Source organism: Streptomyces sp. NPDC002306, assembly GCF_053593435.1.
Window position 1 is genome coordinate 1 of record NZ_JBSFCK010000002.1, and the last position, 22,259, is coordinate 22,259.

The window sequence follows — 22,259 nt, forward strand, 5'->3', positions numbered from 1 at the left end:
TTTCCGCTTCCGCGTTTCCCTTTCCGGCGGTTCCGACTCTATCAGATCCTTTCGGGCCTGACTCCCAGTCAGAGGGGGCTTGTCTTCCCGGCCGTGGGCCGTTCCGACGAGTGAGACTTTAGCGGATTCCCGGCTCCCGAGCTAATCGGGGGCCCGTGTCCTTTCGAACGCGGATTCCTCATTTCGCGAATACGCACGCCAATGAAACAACGCAGACGGGCAGACATGCCGACTGATCGTCGAATGTTGGTTGGTACTTGCGAGATGGCTGTCCGGGGACCGACCGGGGTCGGCGCTCACGTCGGACAACTCGGAGAACATTACGCACCCGATCGGGGTGTGTCAACCTCCCCCCGCGCGGGCTCCGTGGTGCGTAGGCTGGCGGACGTGACTACGCGTACGTGCACCCAGCTGTGGTGGGCCGCCTGACGGCGGCCGTACACACGTATGTACTCAAACGGCCGCCGCTTCGGCGGCCGTTCTCGTTTCTCCCTCCAGAGGGTCGGCCGGCCGGGTGCGGCGGTCTCGACCAGGAGGTGGAGAGATGAAGCGGGTTTTCAGCGGGATCAAGCCGACCGGGCACCTGACCCTGGGGAACTACCTGGGGGCCATGCGGCAGTGGGCCGCGGTCGACCAGCACCGGGCGGACGCGTTGTTCTGCGTCGTCGACCTGCACGCGCTGACCGTCGAGCACGATCCGGGCCGGGTGCGCCGGCTGAGCCGGCAGGCGGCGACGCTGTTGCTCGCGGCGGGGCTGGATCCCCGGCTGTGCACCCTGTTCGTACAGAGCCATGTGGACGAGCACGCGCGGCTGTCGTACGTACTGGAGTGTGTGGCCACCGACGGCGAGATGCGGCGGATGATCCAGTACAAGGAGAAGGCCGCGCGGGAGCGGGACCGTGGCGGGAGTCTGCGGCTGTCGCTGCTGACGTATCCGGTGCTGATGGCGGCGGACATCCTGGCCTACGGGACCGATGAGGTACCTGTGGGGGACGACCAGGCGCAGCACGTGGAGCTGACGCGGGATCTGGCCGTGCGGTTCAACCAGCGCTACGGGCAGGCGTTCGTGGTGCCGCGGGCGACACATCCGCCGGTGGCGGCCCGGGTCATGAATCTTCAGGAGCCCGCGTCGAAGATGGGAAAGAGCGATGACGCCGGGCCGGGGATCGTCTATCTGCTGGACGAGCCGGACGTGGTGCGCAAGAAGGTGATGCGGGCCGTGACCGACAGCGGTCGGGACGTCGTGTACGACCGGGCGGCGCGTCCGGGGGTGTCGAATCTGCTGGAGATCCTCGCCGCCTGTACGGGTGGGAACCCCGAGGCCTTGGGCGGTGTATATGAGTCGTACGGCGCCTTGAAGAAGGACACCGCGGAGGCGGTGGTCGAGCTGCTCGAACCCGTACGGGCCAGGCACAAGGAGTTGTGCGCGGATCCGGCGTATGTCGAGGGGGTGCTGCGGGATGGTGCGGAGCGGGCGCGGGCGATGGCCCGGCCGGTCGTCGATACCGCCTATCGGGCGATCGGGTTGTTGCCACCGGTGCCGGAGACCGTGGTGAACGCGGCCCGGTAGGCGCGCGGGCTGGTGGCGAGGCGCGAGGCGAAGTGCTGGCGCATCGTGACCTCGCTGCCGAAGCCCGCGCGGCGGGCGACCTCGGGCATGGGGAGGTCGGTGCGTTCGAGGAGCTTCTGCGCCGCGGCGATGCGCTGGTCGAGGAGCCAGCGCAAGGGGGTGGTGCCGGTCTTCGCGGTGAAGTGGCGGGCGAAGGAGCGGGCGGACATGCCGGCGTGGGCGGCCAGGTCCGCGACCGTGAGGGGCTGGTCGAGGTGGCGCAGGGCGTGTTCGCGGACGGCGGCGAGGCTGTCGGCGTCGCGGTCCGTGTGCGGGGTGGGGTGCTCGATGAACTGGGCCTGCGTGCCGGTGCGGAAGGGCGCGGTGACCATCGAGCGGGCGATGGTGGCGGCCGCTTCGGCACCGTGTGCGGTGCGGACCAGGTGCAGGCAGAGGTCGATGCCGGCCGCGGTGCCGGCGGCGGTCCAGATGTTGTCGTCCTCGATGAAGAGGGCGTCGGGGACGACGGTGACGAGGGGGTGATGGGTGCGGAGGTGGTCGATCAGGTTCCAGTGGGTGATGGCGCGGCGGCCGTCGAGAAGACCTGACTGGGCGAGGGTGAAGGCGCCGCCGCACAGGGCGGCGAGGGTGGTGCCCCGGGCGTGGGCGCGGCGAAGGGCGGCCAGGACGGGGGCGGGTGCGGGGGTGAAGTGGTCGTCGAGGCCGGGGACCACGATCAGGTCGGCCTGGTCCAGCCAGGTGAGGGGGCGGTCGGGGAGAAGGGTGAGTCCGCCGCGCATCGGGACGGGGGTGGTGTCCGGGGCGACTCGGCGCAGGACGAAGGCGGGGGCGCCACGGTCGGTGCGGTCGGTGCCCCAGACCTCGGTGATGACGGAGACGTCGAAGGCGCGGACGCCCGGGAAGGCGACCAGCGCCACGCGGTACGGGCGCTGTTTCGAGGGGTCGTTCCGGCGGTCCTTCGGGCCGGCCGTCGGGCCGTGTGAGCCGTCCACGGGTGGCAGTAAACCATCGATCGCTGTCTTCCGCCCTGCTGGGACCGGTGTGCTCCCGGCGGCAGGATCGTGGACATGGAGATCGCGGAGAACGCAGCACTGGTGGTCGTCGACGTACAGCGGGGCTTCGAGGAGCTGGACTTCTGGGGGTCGCGGAACAATCCCGGGGCCGATGACAACATCGCGTCGCTCATCGACGTGTGGCAGGCGACGGGGCGGCCCGTCGTCTTCGTCCGGCACGACTCGTCGAACCCGCTGTCGCCGCTGCGGCCGGGGTACGAGGGGAACGGATTCAAGGAGTACGTGGAGCGGCGGCGCGGAAAGGGGGCCGGGGCTGAGCTGTTGCTGACGAAGACGGTGAACTCGGCGTTCCTGGGGACGCCCGATCTGGACGCGTGGCTGAAGGCGGCGGGGATCTCGCAGGTCGTCGTGGCCGGGATCCAGACCAACATGTGTGTGGAGACGACGGCACGGATGGGCGGGAACCTCGGGTACGAGGTGGTGGTCGCGTATGACGCGACGTACACCTTCGACCTGGAAGGGCCGTTCGGCTGGCGTCGTGGTGCGCAGGAGCTGGCGGAGACGTCGGCGGTGTCGCTGCACGGCGGCGGGTTCGCGCGGGTGGTGACCACGCGGGAGGTCGTGGACGCGGCGGGATGAGGTGCGCGCGCCGCCCCCTGACGACAGGGGGCGGCGGGGCGGGGCGGCGTGGGTCAGTTGTTGCCGGAGGCCAGGGCGCGGCTGCGGTCGCGGGCGGCTTCGAGGGCGGCGATGAGGGCGGCTCGTACGCCGTGGTTCTCGAGTTCGCGGATGGCGCTGATGGTGGTGCCGGCGGGGGAGGTGACGTTCTCGCGGAGTCTGACCGGGTGTTCGCCGCTGTCGCGGAGCATGGTCGCGGCGCCGATCGCGGACTGGACGATCAGGTCGAGGGCCTTGTCGCGGGGCAGACCGAGCAGGATGCCGGCGTCGGTCATGGCTTCCACCAGGTAGAAGAAGTACGCCGGGCCCGAGCCGGAGAGGGCGGTGCAGGCGTCCTGCTGGGACTCGGGGACGCGGAGGGTCTTGCCGACCGCGCCGAAGATCTCCTCGGCGTGGGCGACATGGGCGGCGGTGGCGTGGCTGCCCGCGGAGATGACGGACATCGCCTCGTCGACGAGGGCGGGGGTGTTCGTCATGACGCGGACGACCGGGGTGCCGGTGGTGAGGCGTTCCTCGACGAAGGCGGTGGTGATGCCGGCGGCGCCGCTGATGATCAGGCGGTCGGCGGGCACGTGCGGCGCGAGTTCGTCGAGGAGGGTGCCCATGTCCTGGGGTTTGACCGTGAGGATCAGGGTGTCGGCGGTCTTGGCGGCCTCGGCGTTGGTGACCGGGGTGACTCCGTAGCGGCTGCGGAGTTCTTCGGCTCGTTCCGCGCGGCGGGCGGTGACCAGGAGGTCCGACGGGGCCCAGCCGCCGCGGATCATTCCGCTGAGCAGGGCTTCGCCGATCTTGCCGGTGCCGAGGACTGCGACGTTCTGGGTCATGGCTGGGCTGCCTCCGAGGGGTGCGTCGTCCGGGTTCATCCTCGCACCGGGGGGCTTCGGCTCGGGTGAGGCGTCCGGTGGGCGGACGTGGCGCGGCCCGGTTCGTCCAGGAGCGCCGGACGGGCGGTAGGGCCCTGGCCGGCGCTGCGGAGTGACGTCGCGGAGTGGAGTGGAGCGGAGTGACGTCGGGGGTCGGGACTCGGGGTCGGAAGTCGGTGGTCGGGGGTCGAGGGTCGGAAGCCGGGGGGGTCAGGCGGTTCGGCGGCGCAGGGTGGCCGCTCCGAGGCCCAGGACCAGCAGGGCGCAGCCCGCCACGATCAGCACGTCCCGGAGGAAGGTGGCCGTCATGTCGGTGTGCTTGAGGACCTCGTTCATGCCGTCGACCGCGTACGACATGGGCATGACGTCGGAGATGCCCTTCAGGACCGGGTGCATGGCGTCGCGGGGCGTGAAGAGGCCGCAGAGCAGGAGCTGCGGGAAGATCACCGCGGGCATGAACTGGACGGCCTGGAACTCCGAGGCCGCGAAGGCCGAGACGAAGAGCCCGAGCGCGGTGCCCAGGAGCGCGTCGAGCAGGGCCACCAGGAGCAGCAGCCAGGGGGAGCCGACGACGTCGAGGCCCAGGAACCAGACCGCCAGGCCCGTGGCCAGGGCGGACTGGATGATCGCGAGGATGCCGAAGGCGAGGGCGTAGCCGGCGATCAGGTCGCCCTTGCCGAGGGGCATGGCGAGGAGGCGTTCGAGGGTGCCCGAGGTGCGTTCGCGCAGGGTGGCGATGGAGGTGACCAGGAACATCGTGATCAGCGGGAAGACGCCGAGCAGGGAGGCGCCGATGTTGTCGAAGGTGCGCGGGCTGCCGTCGAAGACGTAGCGCAGCAGGACCAGCATCAGGCAGGGGATCAGGATCAGCAGCGCGATGGTGCGCGGGTCGTGGCGGAGTTGGCGCAGGACACGGGCCGCGGTGGCCGTGGTGCGGGAGAGGTTGAGGGCGGCGGCGGGGGCGGGGGCTGTGGTGCTCATCGGGCTGTCTCCTTCGCGTGGCCGGCCGCGACGGCCTCGTCCACCAGGTGCAGGAAGGCCGCCTCGACGGTTTCGGAGCCGGTGCGGGTGCGGAGGGCGTCGGGACTGTCGTCGGCGAGGATCTCGCCCGCGCGCATCAGGAGGAGGCGGTGGCAGCGCTCGGCCTCGTCCATGACGTGGGAGGAGACGAGGAGGGTCGCGCCGCGGGATTCGGCGATGTGGTGGAAGAGGTTCCACAGGTCTCGGCGCAGGACGGGGTCGAGGCCGACGGTCGGCTCGTCCAGGACCAGGAGTTCGGGGGTTCCGAGGAGGGCGACCGCGAGGGAGACGCGGTTGCGCTGGCCGCCGGAGAGGTTGCCGGCGAGGGAGTCGGCGTGGCCGGTGAGGTCGACGTCGGCGATGGCGCGGGTGACGTCGGCACGGCGGCGGGCGGCGGCGGATCGGCCCGGGTCGAGGATCGCGGCGAAGTAGTCGAGGTTCTGGCGGACCGTCAGGTCGTCGTAGACGGAGGCGGCCTGGGTGACGTAGCCGATGCGGGTGCGCAGGGCGGGGTGGCCGGCGGGGCGGCCGAGGACGTCCAGGGTGCCGGTGACCTTGGCCTGGGTGCCGACGATCGCGCGCATGAGGGTCGACTTGCCGCAGCCGGAGGGGCCGAGGAGGCCGGTGATCTGGCCGCGCGGAACGGTGAAGTCGATGCCGCGCAGGACGGTTCGGGGGCCACGGACGACGGTGAGGGCTTCGGCGTGGATCGCGGGTGGGGCGGCGGTCTTGGCGCTGGTGCCGGTATCGGCTCCGGTGCCGGTCTCCGGCGGCTCCGGCATGTAATTCATCATGTGATGAATAATGCTCGCGGGCCGAGGAGCCGTCAAGTGGGTGCGCGCGGCGGCGCAGGCGCGCGGCGGTGGGATTGGAAGCGGACTCTCCGGTTCATCCGCCTCCGTGTTCACCGGGTGCACACACGAAACGGACCACGGGCCAACTCCCGCTACCGACAATGGATTTCAGTTCGCCGAGCCCTCCCCCGGCTCGGCGCCCACGCATCTCTGCTGTCTACCGGAGGTGCTGCTGTCATGCGCCGTGGCCTGAGCAAAGCCGATCTGTTCGCTTCCCTCGTCGTCTTCCTCGTCGCCCTGCCACTCTGCGTGGGCGTCGCCATCGCCTCCGGCGTGCCCGCCGAACTGGGGCTGGTCACCGGCATCGTCGGTGGGCTGGTCGCCGGGCTGCTGCCCGGCAGCAGCCTCCAGGTCAGCGGGCCCGCGGCGGGGCTGACCGTGCTGGTGTACGAGGCTGTCCGGGCCTACGGCCTCGAAGCGCTCGGGGTGTTGGTGTGCGCGGCCGGGCTCGTGCAGCTCGGGCTGGGCGCACTGCGGCTCGGCCGGTGGTTCCGGGCCGTGTCCGTGGCCGTCGTCCAGGGGATGCTGGCCGGCATCGGCCTGGTGCTGGTCGCCGGGCAGGTCTACGCCCTCGGGGACGTGGCCGCCCCGGCGGGCGGCCTCGCGAAACTCGCCGGGCTGGTGTCGCTGCCCGGTCTGATGGACCCGGTGGCGTTGTCGGTGGGCGGTGCCACCATGGCTGTACTGCTGCTCTGGCCGCGCTGGCGGCGGGGTGCGCGGCTGGTGCCCGCGCCGCTGGTCGCGGTGGCGTCGGCGGCGGCGGTGACCGCGCTGTTCGACCTGGACGTGCGGCGGGTCGAGGTGCGCGGGCTGCTGGACGCGGTGCGGGTGCCCGAGGCGGCGGATGTCGGGCGGCTGACGGAAGTGGGGGTGATCGGGACCGTCGTGGCCTTCGCGCTGATCGCGTCCGCGGAGTCGTTGTTCAGCGCGGCGGCGGTGGACCGGCTGCACACCGGACCGCGCACGGACTACGACCGGGAGCTGATGGCGCAGGGCGCGGGGAACACCGTGTGCGGCCTGCTGGGGGCGCTGCCGATGACGGCGGTGATCGTGCGCAGCGCCGCGAACGTGCGCGCGGGGGCGCGGACCAAGGCGTCGCGGGTGCTGCACGGGGTGTGGCTGCTGCTGTTCACCGCCGCGCTGCCCGGGGTGCTCGGGGTGCTCCCGGTGGCGGCGCTGGCCGGGCTGCTGGTGCACGCCGGGTGCAAGCTCGTGCCGGTGCGCGAGGTGCGGGCGCTGTGGCGCGGGCACCGCGGGGAGGTGGTGGTGCTCGGCGTGACGGCGGTCGCGATCGTCGCCGGGAACCTCTTCGAGGGGGTGCTGGTCGGGCTGGCGCTGGCCGTGGCGAAGACGGCCTGGGAGATCAGCCATGTGCACGTCGAGACCGAGGATCGCGGCGAGGCGGGGCTCGTCGTACGGGTGCTGGGGCATGCGACGTTCCTGCGGCTGCCGAAGCTGCTGGACGCCCTGGAGGCGCTGCCGCGGGACCGCGAGGTGCGGCTGGAACTGGGCGGGCTGCGCCATGTGGACCATGCCTGCACGGCGGCCCTGGAGGGCTGGGCCGCCGAGCGGGAGGGTCGTCAGGGGGTGGCCACGATCAGCAGGACGTCGTAGACCTCCTCGACCAGGCCGGTCGGGAAGATCTTCAGGAGGTGCTCGCGCTCGTGGGCGAGGAAGGCGTTCGTCGCCGCCTCGCCCCGCACCAGGAAGGTCGAGTGGCTGCCCAGGTTGGCGAGGTGCGTGTCGAGCGGGACCGTGCGGCTCCAGCGGACCACGCGGCGCGCATGGTCCGGGACGGCCGGCGCGCCCTCGAAGACGCGCGGCGTCCGGTCCCCTGACGAGCCCTGCCTGGCGGTGTGCTCGCCGCCGAAGTGGCGTCCGATGCGGTCCGCCTGGTCGGTGATCCAGCCGACGTCGTGCGGATCCGTGTTCCACCACAGCGCCAGCGCACCGCCCGGACGCAGTACGCGCAGGGCCTCCGGGATCGCGTGCGCGGGGTCGGTCCAGTGCCAGGCCTGGGCGTAGGTGAGGAAGTCTGCGGAGGCGGTGGCGAGGGGAAGGGCGTTGCCGTCGCCGCGGACGAGGGGCACGTCGGGCAGGGTGCGGCGAAACTGCGCCGCCATGCCCTCACCGGGTTCGACGGCGATCACGTCGGCGCCGCGGGCGTGCAGCAGGGCGGTCGCGATGCCGGTGCCGGCGCCGATGTCCGCGACACGGGCGCCACGCAGCGGACGGCCGGCGAGCGCCTCGACCGCGTCGAAAAGGGTGGACGGGTAGGCGGGACGGTTCGCCGCGTACTGGGCCGCGGCGGCGTTGAAGGAGTGGGCCCGACTGGCATGCGAGAAAGCCGTCATACCGCCATGCTGACGCCGATGACTGCGGAGTACATCCGCTTCTGCCGAGAGCGTGAAAGGCCCCGGGAAGGACCGGCCCGGGCGCTGGGACCGACAGGGCTAGGAGCGGCGGCGCTTCTTCGACGGGTTGCCGGTGCGGCGGGTCGTGCGCTGCTCGAACCGCTGCCGGGCCGCCTCGTACTCCTCGCGGTGGAGCTTCTCCCCGGGGGCCTCGGTGAGGGAGCGGAAGAAGTAGGCGAGGAGCGAGCCGACGAAGCCGATGGCCAGCAGACCGCGCAGGGACGCCTGCCGGTCGGGGTCGGGACGCTTGCGGAACGCCTCCCAGGTGTGGCCGAAGGCCAGCGCGCTGCAGATCGCGAACATGACGATGACGAGGACGGTCACGAAGCTGCCGATGTCGGCGATCCGCAGGCCCTGGTAGGCGAAGCGGAGGACCAGACAGGAGACGACCGCCGCGGCGAGCGAGCCGACGGCCACGCCGACGCGGCGGGCCGGGTAGCCGTTGTCGTGGTTCACCCAGCCCGTACCGAAGAAACGGAGGGGCTCGGGGCGGGGGGCACCGGCCGGGTCCCCCGGGGAGCCCGCGGGGGTGGGTGGGGTGTCGGTCTTGTCGCTCACCCTTTGATTATGGCTGGGCGGACCGCGGGCTCCGTGGGTGGGATCAGGCGCAGCGTGAGGCGACGTAGCCGTCGCTGCCCGTGTTGACGTAGGCGTCGGAGACGAACTCGCCGTTACTGATGTTGTCCCAGATGTTCGTCGTGCCGTACGTGCCCGTGACGGTCGTGCCCGGCGTCTGGCAGTAGATGACGACCCTGGACGAGCCGGGCAGGGTGCGGGTGATGTTGTAGCCCGTGCCGGGACCGCTGCGGACGTTCACGCGGACGTCGGCGGTCGTGTAGTAGCGCAGATCCGCGCTGGCCACCGTGGCGGAGCCCACCACCATGAGGAGGGCTCCGGCGGCGGTACCCGCCACAAGAACGGATCTACGTCTGCGGGATGTCATCGGTTCCCCCTGGGTGATGGTGGCGTTCTCAGGAGCAGCGCGGCCGGATGTAGCCGTCGCTGCCCGTGTGCACGTACGAGTCCGAGACGTACTCGCCGTCGTCGACGTTGTCCCAGATGTTGCTGGTGCCGTACGGACCCGCGACCGTCGAGCCCGGCGTCTGACAGAAGATCGGGACCTTGGCACCCTCGGCCAGGACGCGGACGACGGTGTAGCCGGTGCCGGGACCGCTGCGGACATTGAGACGGACCCCCGGCGCGATCGAGTAGTACGTCAACCCCGCGGTGACGGCCGCAGCCTCGGCTGCGGCCGCCGTCTCTTCGACACGGTCAACAGACATGGAAATCTCCCCCTGTTGCACCCCATGACTGCCATGGGACCCCGTTGATTCCCTGGAATCACACGGTGAAACATACGTACGTAACTCGTACGCATCAGCCAGCAAGCCGCCTCTGTCCCGTACGAGTCATCGACTAGGCTCCGTGCTCGCGCGCCGACGATCAGCACGGGGGTGGTTCCATGGCGCCACAGCAGAACATCGGAGCGGGCGCGGAAGCGGAACTTCCCGAGTACGCCGGTCACTACCACCTTGAGTCACGTCTGGGCTCCGGCGGCATGGGCGTCGTCCACCTGGCCCGCAGCACCTCCGGGATGAAGGTCGCGGTGAAGGTGGTGCACGCCGCGTTCGCCCGGGATCCCGAGTTCAGAGGGCGTTTCCGGCAGGAGGTGGCCGCGGCGCGGCGGGTGAGCGGAGCCTTCACCGCGTCCGTCGTCGACGCCGACCCGGAGGCCGGACGGCCCTGGATGGCCACCCTGTTCATCCCCGGCCCGACCCTCTCCGACGAGGTGAAGCGGAACGGAGCGATGGATCCGGCCCAGTTGCGCCGGCTGATGGCCGGACTGGCCGAGGCCCTGCGCGACATCCATCGCGTCGGCGTGGTGCACCGGGACCTCAAACCGAGCAACGTGCTGCTCGCCGAGGACGGTCCGAAGGTCATCGACTTCGGCATCTCACGGCCGAAGGACAGCGAACTGCGCACAGAGACCGGAAAGTTGATCGGGACGCCGCCGTTCATGGCGCCCGAGCAGTTCCGCAGGCCCCGCGAGGTGGGTCCCGCCGCCGACGTCTTCGCGCTCGGTTCCGTGATGGTGCACGCGGCGACCGGGCGTGGGCCCTTCGACTCCGACAGTCCCTACGTCGTCGCCTACCAGGTGGTGCACGACGAGCCCGACCTGACCGACGTGCCGGAGGACCTCGCGCCGCTCGTGCTGCGCTGCCTCGCCAAGGAGCCCGAGGACCGGCCCACGCCGGACGAACTCATGCGGGAACTGCGGTCGGTGGCGGCCTCGTACGACACGCAGTCCTTCGTACCGGGGCGGCGGCCCGATGGCGCGTCGAAGCCGGAGCGCCGTGTCGAAGAGCCGAAGCGGCGCCGCGTCGGACGGATGAGCAGGCCGACGGCTCTGCGGGCCGGGGCGCTCGGCCTCGCCGTGATCGGCGCGCTGGTCGCGACCCAGCTCGCCGCCGGGGAGAGCGGCGCCCCGAGGAGTGCCTCACCGACGCCGTCCGCCGAGTTCAGCCCGTGGGGAGCGACACCCGTGTCCGGGACGAGCACCCCCCATTGTTCGTACGGGGCAGGAAGGCTGCTCTGCGCGCAGCCGGGCGTGGTCTTCGCCCTCGAACCGTCCGACGGACACCTGTTGTGGCGGCACACCGTCGCACGGACGCCCAGGAACGGACCGCCGGTGATGTCGGGTGGACTCGTACAGCCCGCACTGGGCAGCGACCGACGTCTTGAAGCGCTCGATCCGGCCTCGGGCCGCGCGGCCTGGCGGCGGGACCTGCCCGTGTACAGCGGGCTGGTGCGCGCGGGTGACATGCTCCTGGTCACCGGCGCCGACGGGAACGTCAGCGGGGTGGACGGCGCTTCCGGCACCACGAAGTGGAACCGCCGGATCCCGGGCCAGAGCACGCCGTACTTCACCACGTTCACCGGTGACCCGCTGGCGTACGCGGCGAGCCCGTCCGACGACGGGACGAGCACCCGGGTCACGGCGGTGGACCCGGGTACGGGTGATGTGCGCTGGGAGGCGGTGCTGAAGGGCACCCTGACGGTCGTCGGCGCGGGCGACGGCTCGGTCTCCTTCGTCGCCGACGACTCGGTGTACGGGAGAACGACGTCCGTGGTGCGCTACACCCCCGCCTCCCACACGACGCGGCGGGTGGCGCTCACCGTCCCGCTCGAACAGGTCCACGTCACCGTGCGCGGGAACCTCGTCCACCTCATGGCCACCGGCGGATCACTGGTGGTCGTGGACATGGAGGCGAGGCGGCAGCTGTGGAGCCTGGAGACGGGAGTGTTCCGGGGCTCGACGCCGGTCTCCGACGGTCGGCACGTGTACATCACCACCCCCGACGGACGTCTCCTCGCCGCCGATGTCCGTAGTGGCAAGCTGCTCGGGCAGACTCCGCCGCGGCTGAACGCGAATTCCGGGCAGGTCGTCGCCGCGCTCCCCGAGCCGGTCGTCGAGGGCGGGCACGTGTACGCCACCGCCCCCGACGGCAGCGTCTTCGCCGTGGACGCCCGGCGGCCCTCGGACTGGTGAGACGCGGGGGGCCGTCTCCGAGGAGACGGCCCCCTGTCACCGGGCCTCAGCCCAGCTTGCTCACATCGCGCACGGCGCCCTTGTCCGCGCTGGTCGCCATCGCCGCGTACGCGCGCAGCGCCGCCGACACCTTGCGCTCCCGCTGCTTCGGCGCGTACACGCCACCGAGGGCCTGCTCGCGCCGGGCCAGCTCCGCGTCGTCGACGAGCAGGTCGATGGTGCGGTTCGGGATGTCGATGCGGATGCGGTCGCCGTCCTCGACGAGGGCGATCGTGCCGCCGGACGCGGCCTCCGGGGAGGCGTGGCCGATGGACAGGCCGGAGGTGCCGCCGGAGAAGCGGCCGTCCGTGATCAGCGCGCAGGTCTTGCCTAGGCCCCGGCCCTTGAGGAAGGAGGTCGGGTAGAGCATCTCCTGCATGCCGGGGCCGCCCTTGGGACCCTCGTAGCGGATGACGACGACGTCGCCGTCCTTCACCTGCTTGTTGAGGATCTTCTCGACGGCCTCCTCCTGGGACTCGCAGACCACCGCCGGGCCCTCGAAGGTCCAGATCGACTCGTCGACGCCGGCCGTCTTCACCACGCAGCCGTCGACCGCCAGGTTGCCCTTGAGGACCGCGAGGCCGCCGTCCTTGGAGTACGCGTGCTCGGCGGAGCGGATGCAGCCGTTCTCGGCGTCCTGGTCGAGGGCCGCCCAGCGCTCGGACTGGGAGAAGGCCTCGGCGGAGCGGACGCAGCCGGGGGCCGCGTGCCACAGTTCCACCGCCTCGGCGGACGGGGAGCCGCCGCGCACGTCCCAGGTCTTCAGCCAGTCGGCCAGGGACGGGCTGTGCACGGAGTACACGTCCTCGTTGAGCAGACCGGCGCGGTGCAGCTCGCCGAGGAGGGCGGGGATGCCGCCGGCCCGGTGCACGTCCTCCATGTAGTACGTGCGGTCCTTGGCGACGTTCGGGGCGACCTTCGCGAGGCAGGGGACGCGGCGCGAGACCTCGTTGATCTCCTCCAGGCCGAAGGGGACGCCCGCCTCCTGGGCCGCGGCCAGCAGGTGCAGGATCGTGTTCGTCGAGCCGCCCATCGCGATGTCGAGCGCCATGGCGTTCTGGAAGGACGCGAAGTTCGCGATGGTGCGCGGCAGGACCGTCTCGTCGTCCTGCTCGTAGTAGCGGCGGGTGATGTCCATGACCGTACGGGCCGCGTTCTCGTAGAGCGCCTTGCGGGCCGTGTGGGTGGCCAGGACCGAGCCGTTGCCGGGGAGGGAGAGGCCGATCGCCTCGGTCAGGCAGTTCATCGAGTTGGCGGTGAACATGCCGGAACAGCTACCGCAGGTCGGACAGGCGTTCTCCTCGATACGGAGGATGTCCTCGTCCGAGATCTTGTCGTTCACGGCGTCGGAGATCGCGTCGACCAGGTCGAGCGTGCGGACCGTGCCGTCGACGAGGGTCGCGCGGCCGGACTCCATCGGGCCGCCGGAGACGAAGACCGCGGGGATGTTCAGGCGCAGGGCCGCCATCAGCATGCCGGGCGTGATCTTGTCGCAGTTGGAGATGCAGATCAGGGCGTCGGCGCAGTGCGCCTCGACCATGTACTCCACGCTGTCCGCGATCAGGTCGCGGGAGGGCAGGGAGTACAGCATGCCGCCGTGACCCATCGCGATGCCGTCGTCGACGGCGATCGTGTTGAACTCGCGCGCGATGCCGCCGGCCTCCCTGATGGCCTCGCTCACGATCCGGCCGACCGGCTGGAGGTGCGTGTGGCCCGGGACGAACTCCGTGAAGCTGTTGGCGACGGCGATGATCGGCTTACGGCCGATGTCCGCACCGGGTACACCGGAGGCGCGCATAAGGGCGCGTGCGCCCGCCATGTTGCGGCCGTGGGTGACTGTGCGGGACCTCAGCTCGGGCATCGCGCTCGCTCCTTCAGAGACTGCGATCAGAGACTTCTGACTGCTAACGAGCGTACGCCGGTCATCCAGGGGTCGGGACAGGGTGTCCGGAATGCGGGACACATGTCTCACTGGCCCGTGACACCGGGGGCCGGCGGCGGCCCGCGGAACCGGTCGGGGCGGGTCAAGGAGGCCGGTCGGGGGCCGTCGGGGAGGCGTGCCCGGGGACCGGCAAGGGGCCGGTCAGGAACCGGTCGGGAACCGCTCGGGGACCAGCAAAGGGCCGGTCAGGGGCCGTCAGGGGGTCGGCGAGGGCCCCGGTCAGGGGCTCATCGGGGGCCGGTCAGGGGCCGGTCAGGTGGCCCTGCACCACCGGCGCCACGCGCGCGATGATCTGCTCCAGGTCCGCCGACGCCAGCGGTTCCACCTTGATCACGTACCGCAGCATCGCGCAGCCCACGAGCTGGGCGGCCGCGAGTTCGGCCCGCAGTTCCGCGTCCGGCAGGTCGAGCTGGGAGGCGATGCGGCGCAGCAGCTGGGAGGCGACGAGACGGCGGAAGACGGCGGCCGCGGTGTCGTTGCTCACCGCGGAACGCAGGATCGCCAGCAGGGGCGCACGGGTGACGGGGCTCTCCCAGACGCCGAAGACGAAGCGGGCGAGGCGTTCGCCGACCTCGTCCGGCGGGCTGTCGGTCAGGGCCGTCGGCGCGTTCAGCGCGGGGGCGAAGGCGACCTCGATCGCGGCCTCGAAGACCTGTTCCTTGGTGCCGAAGTAGTGGTGCACCAGCGCCGAGTCCACGCCGGCCGCCTTCGCGATACCGCGCACGGACGTCTTCTCGTAGCCGCGCTCGGAGAACTCCTCCCGGGCGGCGGCCAGGATCCGCTCGCGGGTGTCGGCGGACTCCGCGCGAGGGGGCCGGCCGCGCCCGCGGGCCGTGGCGCCGGTCACCGGCGGGGCACCTTCGCCGCCGACGCCAGGTGCAGACGGGTGAAGGCGAGCGCCTCCGCCAGGTCGGCCTCGCGTTCGGCGCTGGACATGGCGCGGCGGGTGTTGACCTCGATGACGACGTGCCCGTCGAAGCCGATCCGGGCGAGCCGCTCCAGCAGTTCGGCGCAGGGCTGGCCGCCACGGCCGGGGACCAGGTGCTCGTCCTTCCCTGAGCCGGTGCCGTCGGCCAGATGGACGTGACCGAGACGGTCGCCCATGCGGTCGATCATCTGGACCGCGTCGGTGCGGGCGGTGGCGGTGTGGCTGAGATCGATCGTGAAGTGACGGTAGTCGTCCTTGGTGACGTCCCAGTCGGGGGCGTACGCGAGCATCTCGCGGTCGCGGTAGCGCCACGGATACATGTTCTCTACGGCGAACCGCACATCCGTCTCGTTCGCCATCCGCCAGACACCGGCGACGAAATCACGCGCGTACTGCCGCTGCCAGCGGAACGGCGGGTGGACGACGACCGTGCTCGCGCCCAGCTTCTCGGCGGCCGCACGCGCGCGCTGGAGCTTGATCCAGGGGTCGGTGGACCACACCCGCTGAGTGATGAGCAGGCACGGAGCGTGCACGGCGAGAATCGGGACGCGGTGGTGGTCGCTGAGCCGGCGCAGCGCCTCGATGTCCTGGCTGACCGGGTCGTTCCAGACCATGACCTCGACGCCGTCGTAGCCGAGGCGCGCGGCGATCTCGAAGGCCGTCGCCGTCGACTCCGGATACACGGAAGCCGTCGACAGCGCGACCTTCGCATCCGGGATGCGCACGACTGGTTCTGCCACGAAGGACAGCGTACGGGGCCCGGCTTCGCGCCGGGGAGCGGGCCGAAGGGCAGGCACGGCAACCGGCCATGCGTTCGGGTGGGGCGTACGGGCGTCGCCGCCCGGCGTCAGCCCCTCACGCCGCCCCCATGTGGTCCAGCCTGCGCAGGATCACGCCCTCCCGCAACGCCCAGGGGCAGACCTCCAGCGCCTCGACCCCGAACAGGTCCATCGCGCCCTCGGCGACCAGCGCACCCGCGAGCAGCTGGCCCGAGCGGCCCTCCGAGACGCCGGGCAGCTCGGCGCGCTGGGCGGCGGTCATGCCGGCCAGCCGGGGCACCCAGGCCTCCAGGGACTCCCGCTTGAGCTCGCGCTGGGCGTACAGGCCCTCGGCGGAGCGCGCGGCGCCCGCGAGACGGGCCAGCTGTTTGAAGGTCTTGGAGGTGGCCACGACGTGGTCGGGGGTGCCGAGACGGCTGAACTCCCCCACCGTGCGGGCGATCTCGGCCCGGACATGGCGGCGCAGCGACCTTATGGCCTCGGGGGCGGGCGGGTCCCCGGGCAGCCAGCCGGCGGTGAGGCGGCCCGCGCCGAGGGGCAGCGAGACGGCCGCGGCCGGTTCCTCGTCCATGCCGTAGGCGATCTCCAGGGAGCCGCCGCCGATGTCGAGGACCAGCAGCCTCCCGGCCGACCAGCCGTACCAGCGGCGGGCGGCGAGGAAGGTGAGTCTGGCCTCCTCGGCCCCGGTGAGGACCCGCAGCTCGACGCCCGTCTCGGTCTGCACGCGCGCGAGGACGTCGTCGGCGTTGCTGGCCTCGCGCACGGCGGAGGTCGCGAACGGCAGCAGGTCCTCGACGCCCTTGTCCTCGGCGGCCTGGAGCGCTTCCCGGACCACGGAGATCAGTTTCTCGATCCCGTCCGGGCCGATGGCTCCGTCCGCGTCCAGGAGTTGGGCCAGGCGCAGTTCCGCCTTGTGCGAGTGCGCGGGCAGGGGGTGTGCGCCGCGGTGCGCGTCCACCACCAGCAGATGCACCGTGTTCGATCCCACGTCGAGGACACCGAGTCTCATACGGGAAACGCTACTGCCAGGCACGCTGTGCTCCGGTCTCGGTGCGGTCCCGGACGGAGCCCCGGGCGACTTACCCTGGACGGGTGCCAAAGACGAAAAAGGCGAAGGACGAGAAGTCGGCCAAATCCGCCAAGGGTTCTTCGCAGGCGAAGGCGCCCCGGTCGATGCGGGATTCCGCGGTGGGCGACGAGAAGGGGCTGGACTTCGCGCGCGCGTGGGTGGAGTTCCCGGATCCCGCGGACGACGAGCAGGTCTTCCGGTGCGATCTGACCTGGCTGACCTCGCGCTGGAACTGCATCTTCGGCAGCGGCTGCCAGGGCATCCAGGCCGGCCGCGCGGACGACGGGTGCTGCACGCTGGGCGCGCACTTCTCCGACGAGGACGACGAGAAGCGGGTCGCCGAGCACGTGGCGAGGCTCACTCCGGAGACATGGCAGAACCACGCCGTGGGCACCGAGACCGGCTGGGTCTCCGAGGACGACGAGGGCTCCCGGCAGACGCGTCCCTACCAGGGTTCGTGCATCTTCCAGAACCGGCCCGGCTTCGCCGCCGGCGCGGGCTGCTCGCTGCATCTGCTCGCCCTGAAGGAGGGCCGCGAGCCGCTGGAGACGAAGCCGGACGTCTGCTGGCAGCTGCCGGTGCGGCGCACGTACGACTGGATCGACCGGCCCGACGACACGCGTGTGCTCCAGGTGTCGATCGGTGAGTACGACCGCCGGGGCTGGGGTCCGGGCGGCCACGACCTGCACTGGTGGTGCACGTCGGCGACCTCGGCGCACGGCGCGGGCGACCCGGTGTACGTCTCCTACCGCCCCGAGCTGATCGAGCTGATGGGCAAGGCGGGCTACGACCGGCTGGTTGAGCTCTGCGAGGAGCGGCTGGCCTCACAGCTACCGCTGCTGGCCCCGCATCCGGCGGACCCGGTGATCTGAGAGCCTCCAGGATTGCGCGCCGCGTGCGCGCGGCCCCTCTACGACGTCGACGGGCTCGGGTCCTCCCCGCCGTCGGGGGGCGGGGAGGAGTTTCCCGGGTCCGGGGGCGGGGAGCCGGTGGGCGTCGGGTCCGGGTCGGACGTCGTGGGCGGGTCGCTGGGTGTCGGGTCGGAGGAGGCGGAGCCGGTGGGCGTCGGGTCCGGGTCGCCGGTCGCGGGCGGGTCGCCGGGACCGCCGGGGTCGGAGGGCACGGGGGCGGTGCCGTAGCCCTCGATCGAGACGACGGCGCCGGCCGGGGCGATCGCCACGCGCGCGTTCCAGTGTCCGGACGGCTCGCGCAGCTGGTCGACGTACACCTTGATCGTCACGGACGTGCCGGGGGCGAGCGTGCCCGACGAGCGGCTGAGGTAGAGCCAGGAGGCTCCGGTCGTGGCGGACCAGCGGACCGGTGAGTCGCCGGTCGCGGTGAGGGTGATCAGGGTGGTGTCGCCGCTGGTGCCCGCCGTCACGTCGAGGCGGGCGGCGTCCTTGTTGCCGGCCCCGGCGACGCTGATGACCTCCACGGAGACGTCCGGCTCGGTGCCGTCCGCGCGGGCGCCCGGCCTGGTGCGGGCGTTGCCCGCGTTCTCGTAGCCGCCCGCCGACTCGCCGTCCAGGCTGCCGGGGCCCTGCGCCTCGCTGGCGCTCGGGGAGCGGTCGCCGGTGCCCTCCCCGGTCGGGGTGCCCCGGTAGGCGGCCCACAGCGCGAGCACGGGAGCGGCGACGACGGTGGCGACCACGGTGGTCGTGACGGCACGCGCGCGCAGCCGGTCCCGGCGGGCCGCGCGGTCCTTGGGGTCCATCGGGAAGCCGCGCCGGTCGAAGCGCGGCGCGGCGGCTCCCCGCGCGCGCGGGAGGTGCGCCATCGCCGTGGTCAGGGCCGCGCGGGGGGCCTCCAGGACGGGCAGCTCGGCGGGCGTGATCATGACGCCGGGCCAGCGGCCGGAGACGGCCCGCTCGGCGGCGCGGCGGCAGAGCGGGCAGTCGTCGACATGGCGGACCAGTTCGCGGCGCAGGGTCGCGCTCAGGACGAGCCGCTGGTCGCCGGTGAGGTGGGAGACGCCGGGGCAGCCGCCGGTCTCGACGACGGCGAGGGCCGCGCGGGTGCGCTCGACCTCGCAGGCGGCGGAGGCGAGCAGTTCGCGGGCGGCGGCGAGGTCCAGGCCGAGGACGGCGGCGACCTCGTGGGCGGCGAGGTGATGGCGTACGGCGAGTTCGAGCGCCTCGCGCTGCTCGGGGGTGGTGCCGGCGGCCTCGGGCCAGGCCAGCAGCGCGAGCTCGCGCCGCCGCCGCTCCTGGACCTCGTCGGGGACGGGCTGCGCGCCGGACGGCACGGCGGGCTGCGGCTGCCGAGGACCGTGGCGGCCAGCCGCGTGCGTGTTCTGACGTTTCTGCTTGGCCTCGGCCAGCTTGCGCAGGCACGCCCAGCGGGCCAGCGCGTACAGCCAGGCCCTGAGGTCCCCGGCGGCCTCCGGGACGCGCTGCCCGCGCCGCTCCGCGAGCACGAGGACGTCGCCCAGGGCGGCGGTCGCGCTGTCGTGGTCGCAGAGCACGGACAGGCAGTACGTGAACAGGCCGTCCAGGTAGGGCTCGTAGCACGCGGGCGGCCGCTGGGCCGGGGTGCGCGTGCCGGCGCGGCCGCGCGCCTGCGGCTGCGCCCGGTGTGCGCCGGTGGTGCGGGTCGTGGTCTCCGGACTGCTGCTTGTCACCCGTGCGACCGTAGGCGGCGCGAGCAGGTCCCTTCCGTCCCCTTGAGCACTTTTAATCCGGACGGGTGAAACGATCCCTCAATAGGGGACAGCAAGGGGCCGTCCCATGGCTCGTTCGTGACAGGGCGTGGCCGGTTCCGGCGGGGTGCGCGGGGACCGTGGGACGGCGGCGGGGTGGCCGTGGCCGTGTTGTCAGCGCGTACGGCTACGGTTTCGTCATGGCTGCCCGTACGAAGACCACCAAGGACCGTCCGTCCTTCCGCTGCACGGAGTGCGGCTGGCAGACGGCCAAATGGCTCGGCCGCTGCTCCGAGTGCCAGGCCTGGGGCACGGTCGAGGAGTACGGCGCGCCCGCCGTCCGTACGACGGCGCCGGGCCGTGTCACCACCTCCGCGGTGCCCATCGGGCAGGTCGACAGCCGCCAGGCCACCGCCCGGACGACCGGGGTGCCCGAGCTGGACCGGGTCCTCGGCGGCGGACTCGTGCCCGGCGCGGTCGTCCTCCTCGCGGGCGAGCCCGGCGTGGGCAAGTCGACCCTGCTCCTCGACGTCGCCGCGAAGTCGGCGAGCGACGAGCACCGCACGCTCTACGTCACGGGCGAGGAGTCGGCGAGCCAGGTCCGGCTGCGCGCCGACCGCATCAAGGCCATCGACGACCATCTGTACCTCGCCGCCGAGACCGATCTCTCCGCCGTGCTCGGCCACCTGGACGCGGTGAAGCCGTCGCTGCTGATCCTCGACTCCGTGCAGACGGTGGCCTCCCCGGAGATCGACGGCGCGCCCGGCGGCATGGCCCAGGTGCGCGAGGTGGCGGGAGCCCTGATCCGGGCCTCCAAGGAGCGCGGGATGTCCACCCTCCTGGTGGGCCATGTCACCAAGGACGGCGCGATCGCGGGTCCGCGCCTGCTGGAGCACCTGGTGGACGTCGTCCTCAGCTTCGAGGGCGACCGGCACGCGCGCCTGCGCCTGGTGCGAGGCGTCAAGAACCGTTACGGCGCCACGGACGAGGTCGGCTGCTTCGAGCTGCACGACGAGGGCATCACCGGTCTCACCGACCCGAGTGGACTCTTCCTGACCCGTCGCGACGAACCGGTGCCCGGCACCTGCCTCACGGTCACCCTGGAGGGCCGCCGCCCGCTGGTGGCCGAGGTCCAGGCCCTCACCGTCGACTCGCAGATCCCCTCCCCGCGCCGTACGACCTCCGGTCTGGAGACCTCCCGCGTCTCGATGATGCTCGCGGTCCTGGAGCAGCGGGGCCGGATCAGCGCCCTCGGCAAGCGGGACATCTATTCCGCGACGGTGGGCGGGGTGAAGCTCACGGAGCCCGCCGCGGACCTGGCCATCGCGCTCGCCCTCGCGTCGGCGGCGAGCGACACCCCGCTGCCGAAGAACCTCGTCGCGATCGGCGAAGTGGGCCTCGCGGGGGAGGTCAGGCGGGTCACGGGCGTCCAGCGCCGGCTCTCCGAAGCCCACCGTCTGGGCTTCACCCACGCGCTCGTGCCGGGTGACCCCGGCAAGGTCCCGGCCGGCATGAAGGTCCTGGAAGTCGCCGACATAGGGGACGCCCTGCGGGTCCTTCCGCGCTCGCGTCGCCGAGACGCCCCACGGGAGGAGGAGGACCGCCGGTAGACTTTGCCCTGGTCTCGCCCGTCCGTACGAAAAGAGTGCGCGAAACGGGAGCGCACCAGAACCTGCGACCGGAGGAGTGCAGTGGCAGCCAACGACCGGGTGGCAGCTCCCGGAAAGTCCGGTGGGAGTTCCGGTACCGATGGCCTGATGCGCGCCTCGCTGAGCGCCGTGGCTCCCGGTACGGCCCTGCGTGACGGCCTTGAGCGGGTTCTGCGCGGCAACACCGGCGGACTCATCGTGCTCGGGTCCGACAAGACCGTCGAGTCGATGTGCACGGGCGGATTCGTCCTGGATGTCGAGTTCACCGCCACGCGCCTGCGTGAGCTGTGCAAGCTGGACGGCGGCATCGTCCTGTCCTCGGACCTGTCGAAGATCCTGCGCGCGGGCGTGCAGCTCCTGCCGGATCCCACGATCCCCACGGAGGAGACGGGCACCCGGCATCGCACGGCGGACCGGGTCTCCAAACAGGTCGGCTTCCCGGTGGTCTCGGTCTCCCAGTCCATGCGGCTGATCGCCCTCTACGTCGACGGCCAGCGCCGCGTCCTGGAGGACTCGGCGGCGATCCTGTCCCGCGCCAACCAGGCCCTGGCGACCCTGGAGCGCTACAAGCTCCGCCTCGACGAGGTCGCGGGAACGTTGTCAGCGCTGGAGATCGAGGACCTGGTCACCGTCCGGGACGTCTCGGCGGTCTCCCAGCGGCTGGAGATGGTGCGCCGCATCGCCACCGAGATCGCCGAATACGTGGTCGAACTGGGCACGGACGGCCGTCTTCTCGCCCTTCAGCTCGACGAGTTGATCGCGGGCGTGGAACCCGAGCGCGAACTGGTCGTCCGGGACTATGTCCCGGAGCCCACCGCCAAGCGTTCCCGCACGGTCGACGAGGCCCTCGCCGAACTCGACGCCCTCAGCCACGCCGAGCTCCTCGAACTGTCCACGGTGGCGAGAGCGCTGGGCTACACCGGCTCCCCCGAGGCCCTCGACTCGGCGGTGTCCCCTCGCGGCTTCCGGCTGCTGGCCAAGGTCCCGCGCCTGCCGGGCGCCATCATCGACCGCCTGGTGGAGCACTTCGGCGGCCTGCAGAAGCTGCTCGCCGCCAGTGTGGACGACCTCCAGACGGTCGACGGCGTCGGCGAAGCGAGGGCCCGCAGCGTCCGGGAGGGCCTGTCGCGGCTGGCGGAGTCGTCGATCCTGGAGCGGTACGTCTAGGGCGTTCTTCGAAAGTCCCCTCGCGGCGCCAGGTGCTGCCCGCCGGACACGGTTCAAGGGCCGACGTGGCGCAGGCCACACGGCCG

At 72.0% G+C, this 22,259-nt stretch carries 20 protein-coding genes; 7 read left to right on the plus strand and 13 right to left on the minus strand.

From position 1 onward, the window contains the following. Positions 1-544: 544 nt before the first annotated feature. Entirely contained in the window at positions 545-1,570 is a 1,026-nt protein-coding gene (gene trpS, locus ACWCQK_RS04440) for a tryptophan--tRNA ligase (protein WP_451151819.1), read from the plus strand. Here the strand turns inward: trpS and ACWCQK_RS04445 are convergent. Next, positions 1,510-2,487 carry a GlxA family transcriptional regulator gene (locus ACWCQK_RS04445; protein ID WP_451152936.1) on the minus strand — a complete coding sequence of 326 codons (978 nt, stop codon included), beginning with the start codon at positions 2,485-2,487 and terminating at the stop codon, positions 1,510-1,512. The genes trpS and ACWCQK_RS04445 overlap by 61 nt on opposite strands. A 150-nt stretch (positions 2,488-2,637) precedes the next feature. Here ACWCQK_RS04445 and ACWCQK_RS04450 point away from each other — a divergent pair, with 150 nt between their 5' ends. Continuing rightward, entirely contained in the window at positions 2,638-3,222 is a 585-nt protein-coding gene (locus ACWCQK_RS04450) for a cysteine hydrolase family protein (protein WP_451151821.1), read from the plus strand. Positions 3,223-3,275: 53 nt separating this feature from the next. Here the strand turns inward: ACWCQK_RS04450 and proC are convergent, their stop codons facing one another. The 3 genes from proC to ACWCQK_RS04465 form a co-directional block, all read right to left on the minus strand. Then, positions 3,276-4,085 carry a pyrroline-5-carboxylate reductase gene (gene proC / locus ACWCQK_RS04455; protein ID WP_451151823.1) on the minus strand — a complete coding sequence of 270 codons (810 nt, stop codon included), beginning with the start codon at positions 4,083-4,085 and terminating at the stop codon, positions 3,276-3,278. A gap of 249 nt (positions 4,086-4,334) precedes the next feature. Further along, the gene (locus tag ACWCQK_RS04460) at positions 4,335-5,105 is read right to left on the minus strand and encodes an ABC transporter permease (RefSeq protein WP_451151825.1); all 771 of its coding nucleotides are present in this window, start codon (positions 5,103-5,105) and stop codon (positions 4,335-4,337) included. Then, a complete protein-coding gene (locus ACWCQK_RS04465; protein ID WP_451151827.1) occupies positions 5,102-5,938 on the minus strand; it encodes an ABC transporter ATP-binding protein in 837 nt (278 codons plus the stop codon). The genes ACWCQK_RS04460 and ACWCQK_RS04465 overlap by 4 nt, the downstream gene beginning before the upstream one ends. Before the next feature lie 237 nt (positions 5,939-6,175). On the opposite strand from ACWCQK_RS04465, the gene ACWCQK_RS04470 reads away from it, so the two are divergent. Continuing rightward, positions 6,176-7,612 carry a SulP family inorganic anion transporter gene (locus tag ACWCQK_RS04470; RefSeq protein ID WP_451151829.1) on the plus strand — a complete coding sequence of 479 codons (1,437 nt, stop codon included), beginning with the start codon at positions 6,176-6,178 and terminating at the stop codon, positions 7,610-7,612. On the opposite strand, the gene ACWCQK_RS04475 is transcribed toward ACWCQK_RS04470, so the two are convergent. The 4 genes from ACWCQK_RS04475 to ACWCQK_RS04490 all read right to left on the minus strand — a co-directional run bounded on the left by ACWCQK_RS04475 (position 7,579) and on the right by ACWCQK_RS04490 (position 9,695). Next, the gene (locus ACWCQK_RS04475) at positions 7,579-8,352 is read right to left on the minus strand and encodes a class I SAM-dependent methyltransferase (RefSeq protein WP_451151831.1); all 774 of its coding nucleotides are present in this window, start codon (positions 8,350-8,352) and stop codon (positions 7,579-7,581) included. The two genes, ACWCQK_RS04470 and ACWCQK_RS04475, sit on opposite strands and share 34 nt — an antisense overlap. A 99-nt stretch (positions 8,353-8,451) precedes the next feature. Continuing rightward, entirely contained in the window at positions 8,452-8,970 is a 519-nt protein-coding gene (locus ACWCQK_RS04480) for an EamA/RhaT family transporter (protein ID WP_451151833.1), read from the minus strand. 43 nt (positions 8,971-9,013) lie between these two features. Continuing rightward, positions 9,014-9,355: a hypothetical protein gene (locus ACWCQK_RS04485; protein ID WP_451151835.1), complete on the minus strand. Its 342-nt coding sequence runs from the start codon at positions 9,353-9,355 to the stop codon at positions 9,014-9,016. A 28-nt stretch (positions 9,356-9,383) separates the two neighbouring features. Beyond that, positions 9,384-9,695: an SH3 domain-containing protein gene (locus tag ACWCQK_RS04490; protein WP_451151837.1), complete on the minus strand. Its 312-nt coding sequence runs from the start codon at positions 9,693-9,695 to the stop codon at positions 9,384-9,386. A 179-nt stretch (positions 9,696-9,874) separates the two neighbouring features. Between ACWCQK_RS04490 and ACWCQK_RS04495 the strand changes: the two genes are divergently transcribed. Next, positions 9,875-11,962 carry a protein kinase domain-containing protein gene (locus ACWCQK_RS04495; RefSeq protein ID WP_451151839.1) on the plus strand — a complete coding sequence of 696 codons (2,088 nt, stop codon included), beginning with the start codon at positions 9,875-9,877 and terminating at the stop codon, positions 11,960-11,962. A 46-nt stretch (positions 11,963-12,008) separates the two neighbouring features. Here ACWCQK_RS04495 and ilvD read toward each other — a convergent pair whose 3' ends face one another. The 4 genes from ilvD to ACWCQK_RS04515 form a co-directional block, all read right to left on the minus strand. After that, positions 12,009-13,862 (minus strand): dihydroxy-acid dehydratase, encoded by a 1,854-nt coding sequence (gene ilvD / locus ACWCQK_RS04500; RefSeq protein ID WP_451151841.1) that lies wholly within the window; start codon positions 13,860-13,862, stop codon positions 12,009-12,011. Between the two features lie 322 nt (positions 13,863-14,184). Further along, positions 14,185-14,790: a TetR/AcrR family transcriptional regulator gene (locus tag ACWCQK_RS04505; protein ID WP_451151843.1), complete on the minus strand. Its 606-nt coding sequence runs from the start codon at positions 14,788-14,790 to the stop codon at positions 14,185-14,187. After that, complete coding sequence (locus ACWCQK_RS04510) at positions 14,787-15,611, minus strand: sugar phosphate isomerase/epimerase family protein (protein WP_451151845.1); 825 nt, start codon at positions 15,609-15,611, stop codon at positions 14,787-14,789. Before ACWCQK_RS04510 ends, ACWCQK_RS04505 begins: the two co-directional genes overlap by 4 nt. Before the next feature lie 115 nt (positions 15,612-15,726). After that, positions 15,727-16,659 (minus strand): Ppx/GppA phosphatase family protein, encoded by a 933-nt coding sequence (locus tag ACWCQK_RS04515; protein ID WP_451151847.1) that lies wholly within the window; start codon positions 16,657-16,659, stop codon positions 15,727-15,729. 83 nt (positions 16,660-16,742) lie between these two features. Between ACWCQK_RS04515 and ACWCQK_RS04520 the strand changes: the two genes are divergently transcribed. Next, positions 16,743-17,591: a hypothetical protein gene (locus ACWCQK_RS04520; RefSeq protein ID WP_451151849.1), complete on the plus strand. Its 849-nt coding sequence runs from the start codon at positions 16,743-16,745 to the stop codon at positions 17,589-17,591. A gap of 38 nt (positions 17,592-17,629) precedes the next feature. Here ACWCQK_RS04520 and ACWCQK_RS04525 read toward each other — a convergent pair whose 3' ends face one another. Continuing rightward, on the minus strand, positions 17,630-19,339 hold the full coding sequence (locus ACWCQK_RS04525) for a BACON domain-containing protein (protein WP_451151851.1): 1,710 nt from the start codon (positions 19,337-19,339) through the stop codon (positions 17,630-17,632). A gap of 218 nt (positions 19,340-19,557) precedes the next feature. On the opposite strand from ACWCQK_RS04525, the gene radA reads away from it, so the two are divergent. Next, positions 19,558-20,967, plus strand: a complete 1,410-nt coding sequence (gene radA / locus ACWCQK_RS04530) for a DNA repair protein RadA (protein WP_451151853.1) — start codon at positions 19,558-19,560, stop codon at positions 20,965-20,967. Between the two features lie 81 nt (positions 20,968-21,048). Further along, positions 21,049-22,173 (plus strand): DNA integrity scanning diadenylate cyclase DisA, encoded by a 1,125-nt coding sequence (gene disA / locus ACWCQK_RS04535; protein WP_385775875.1) that lies wholly within the window; start codon positions 21,049-21,051, stop codon positions 22,171-22,173. Positions 22,174-22,259 lie beyond the last annotated feature (86 nt).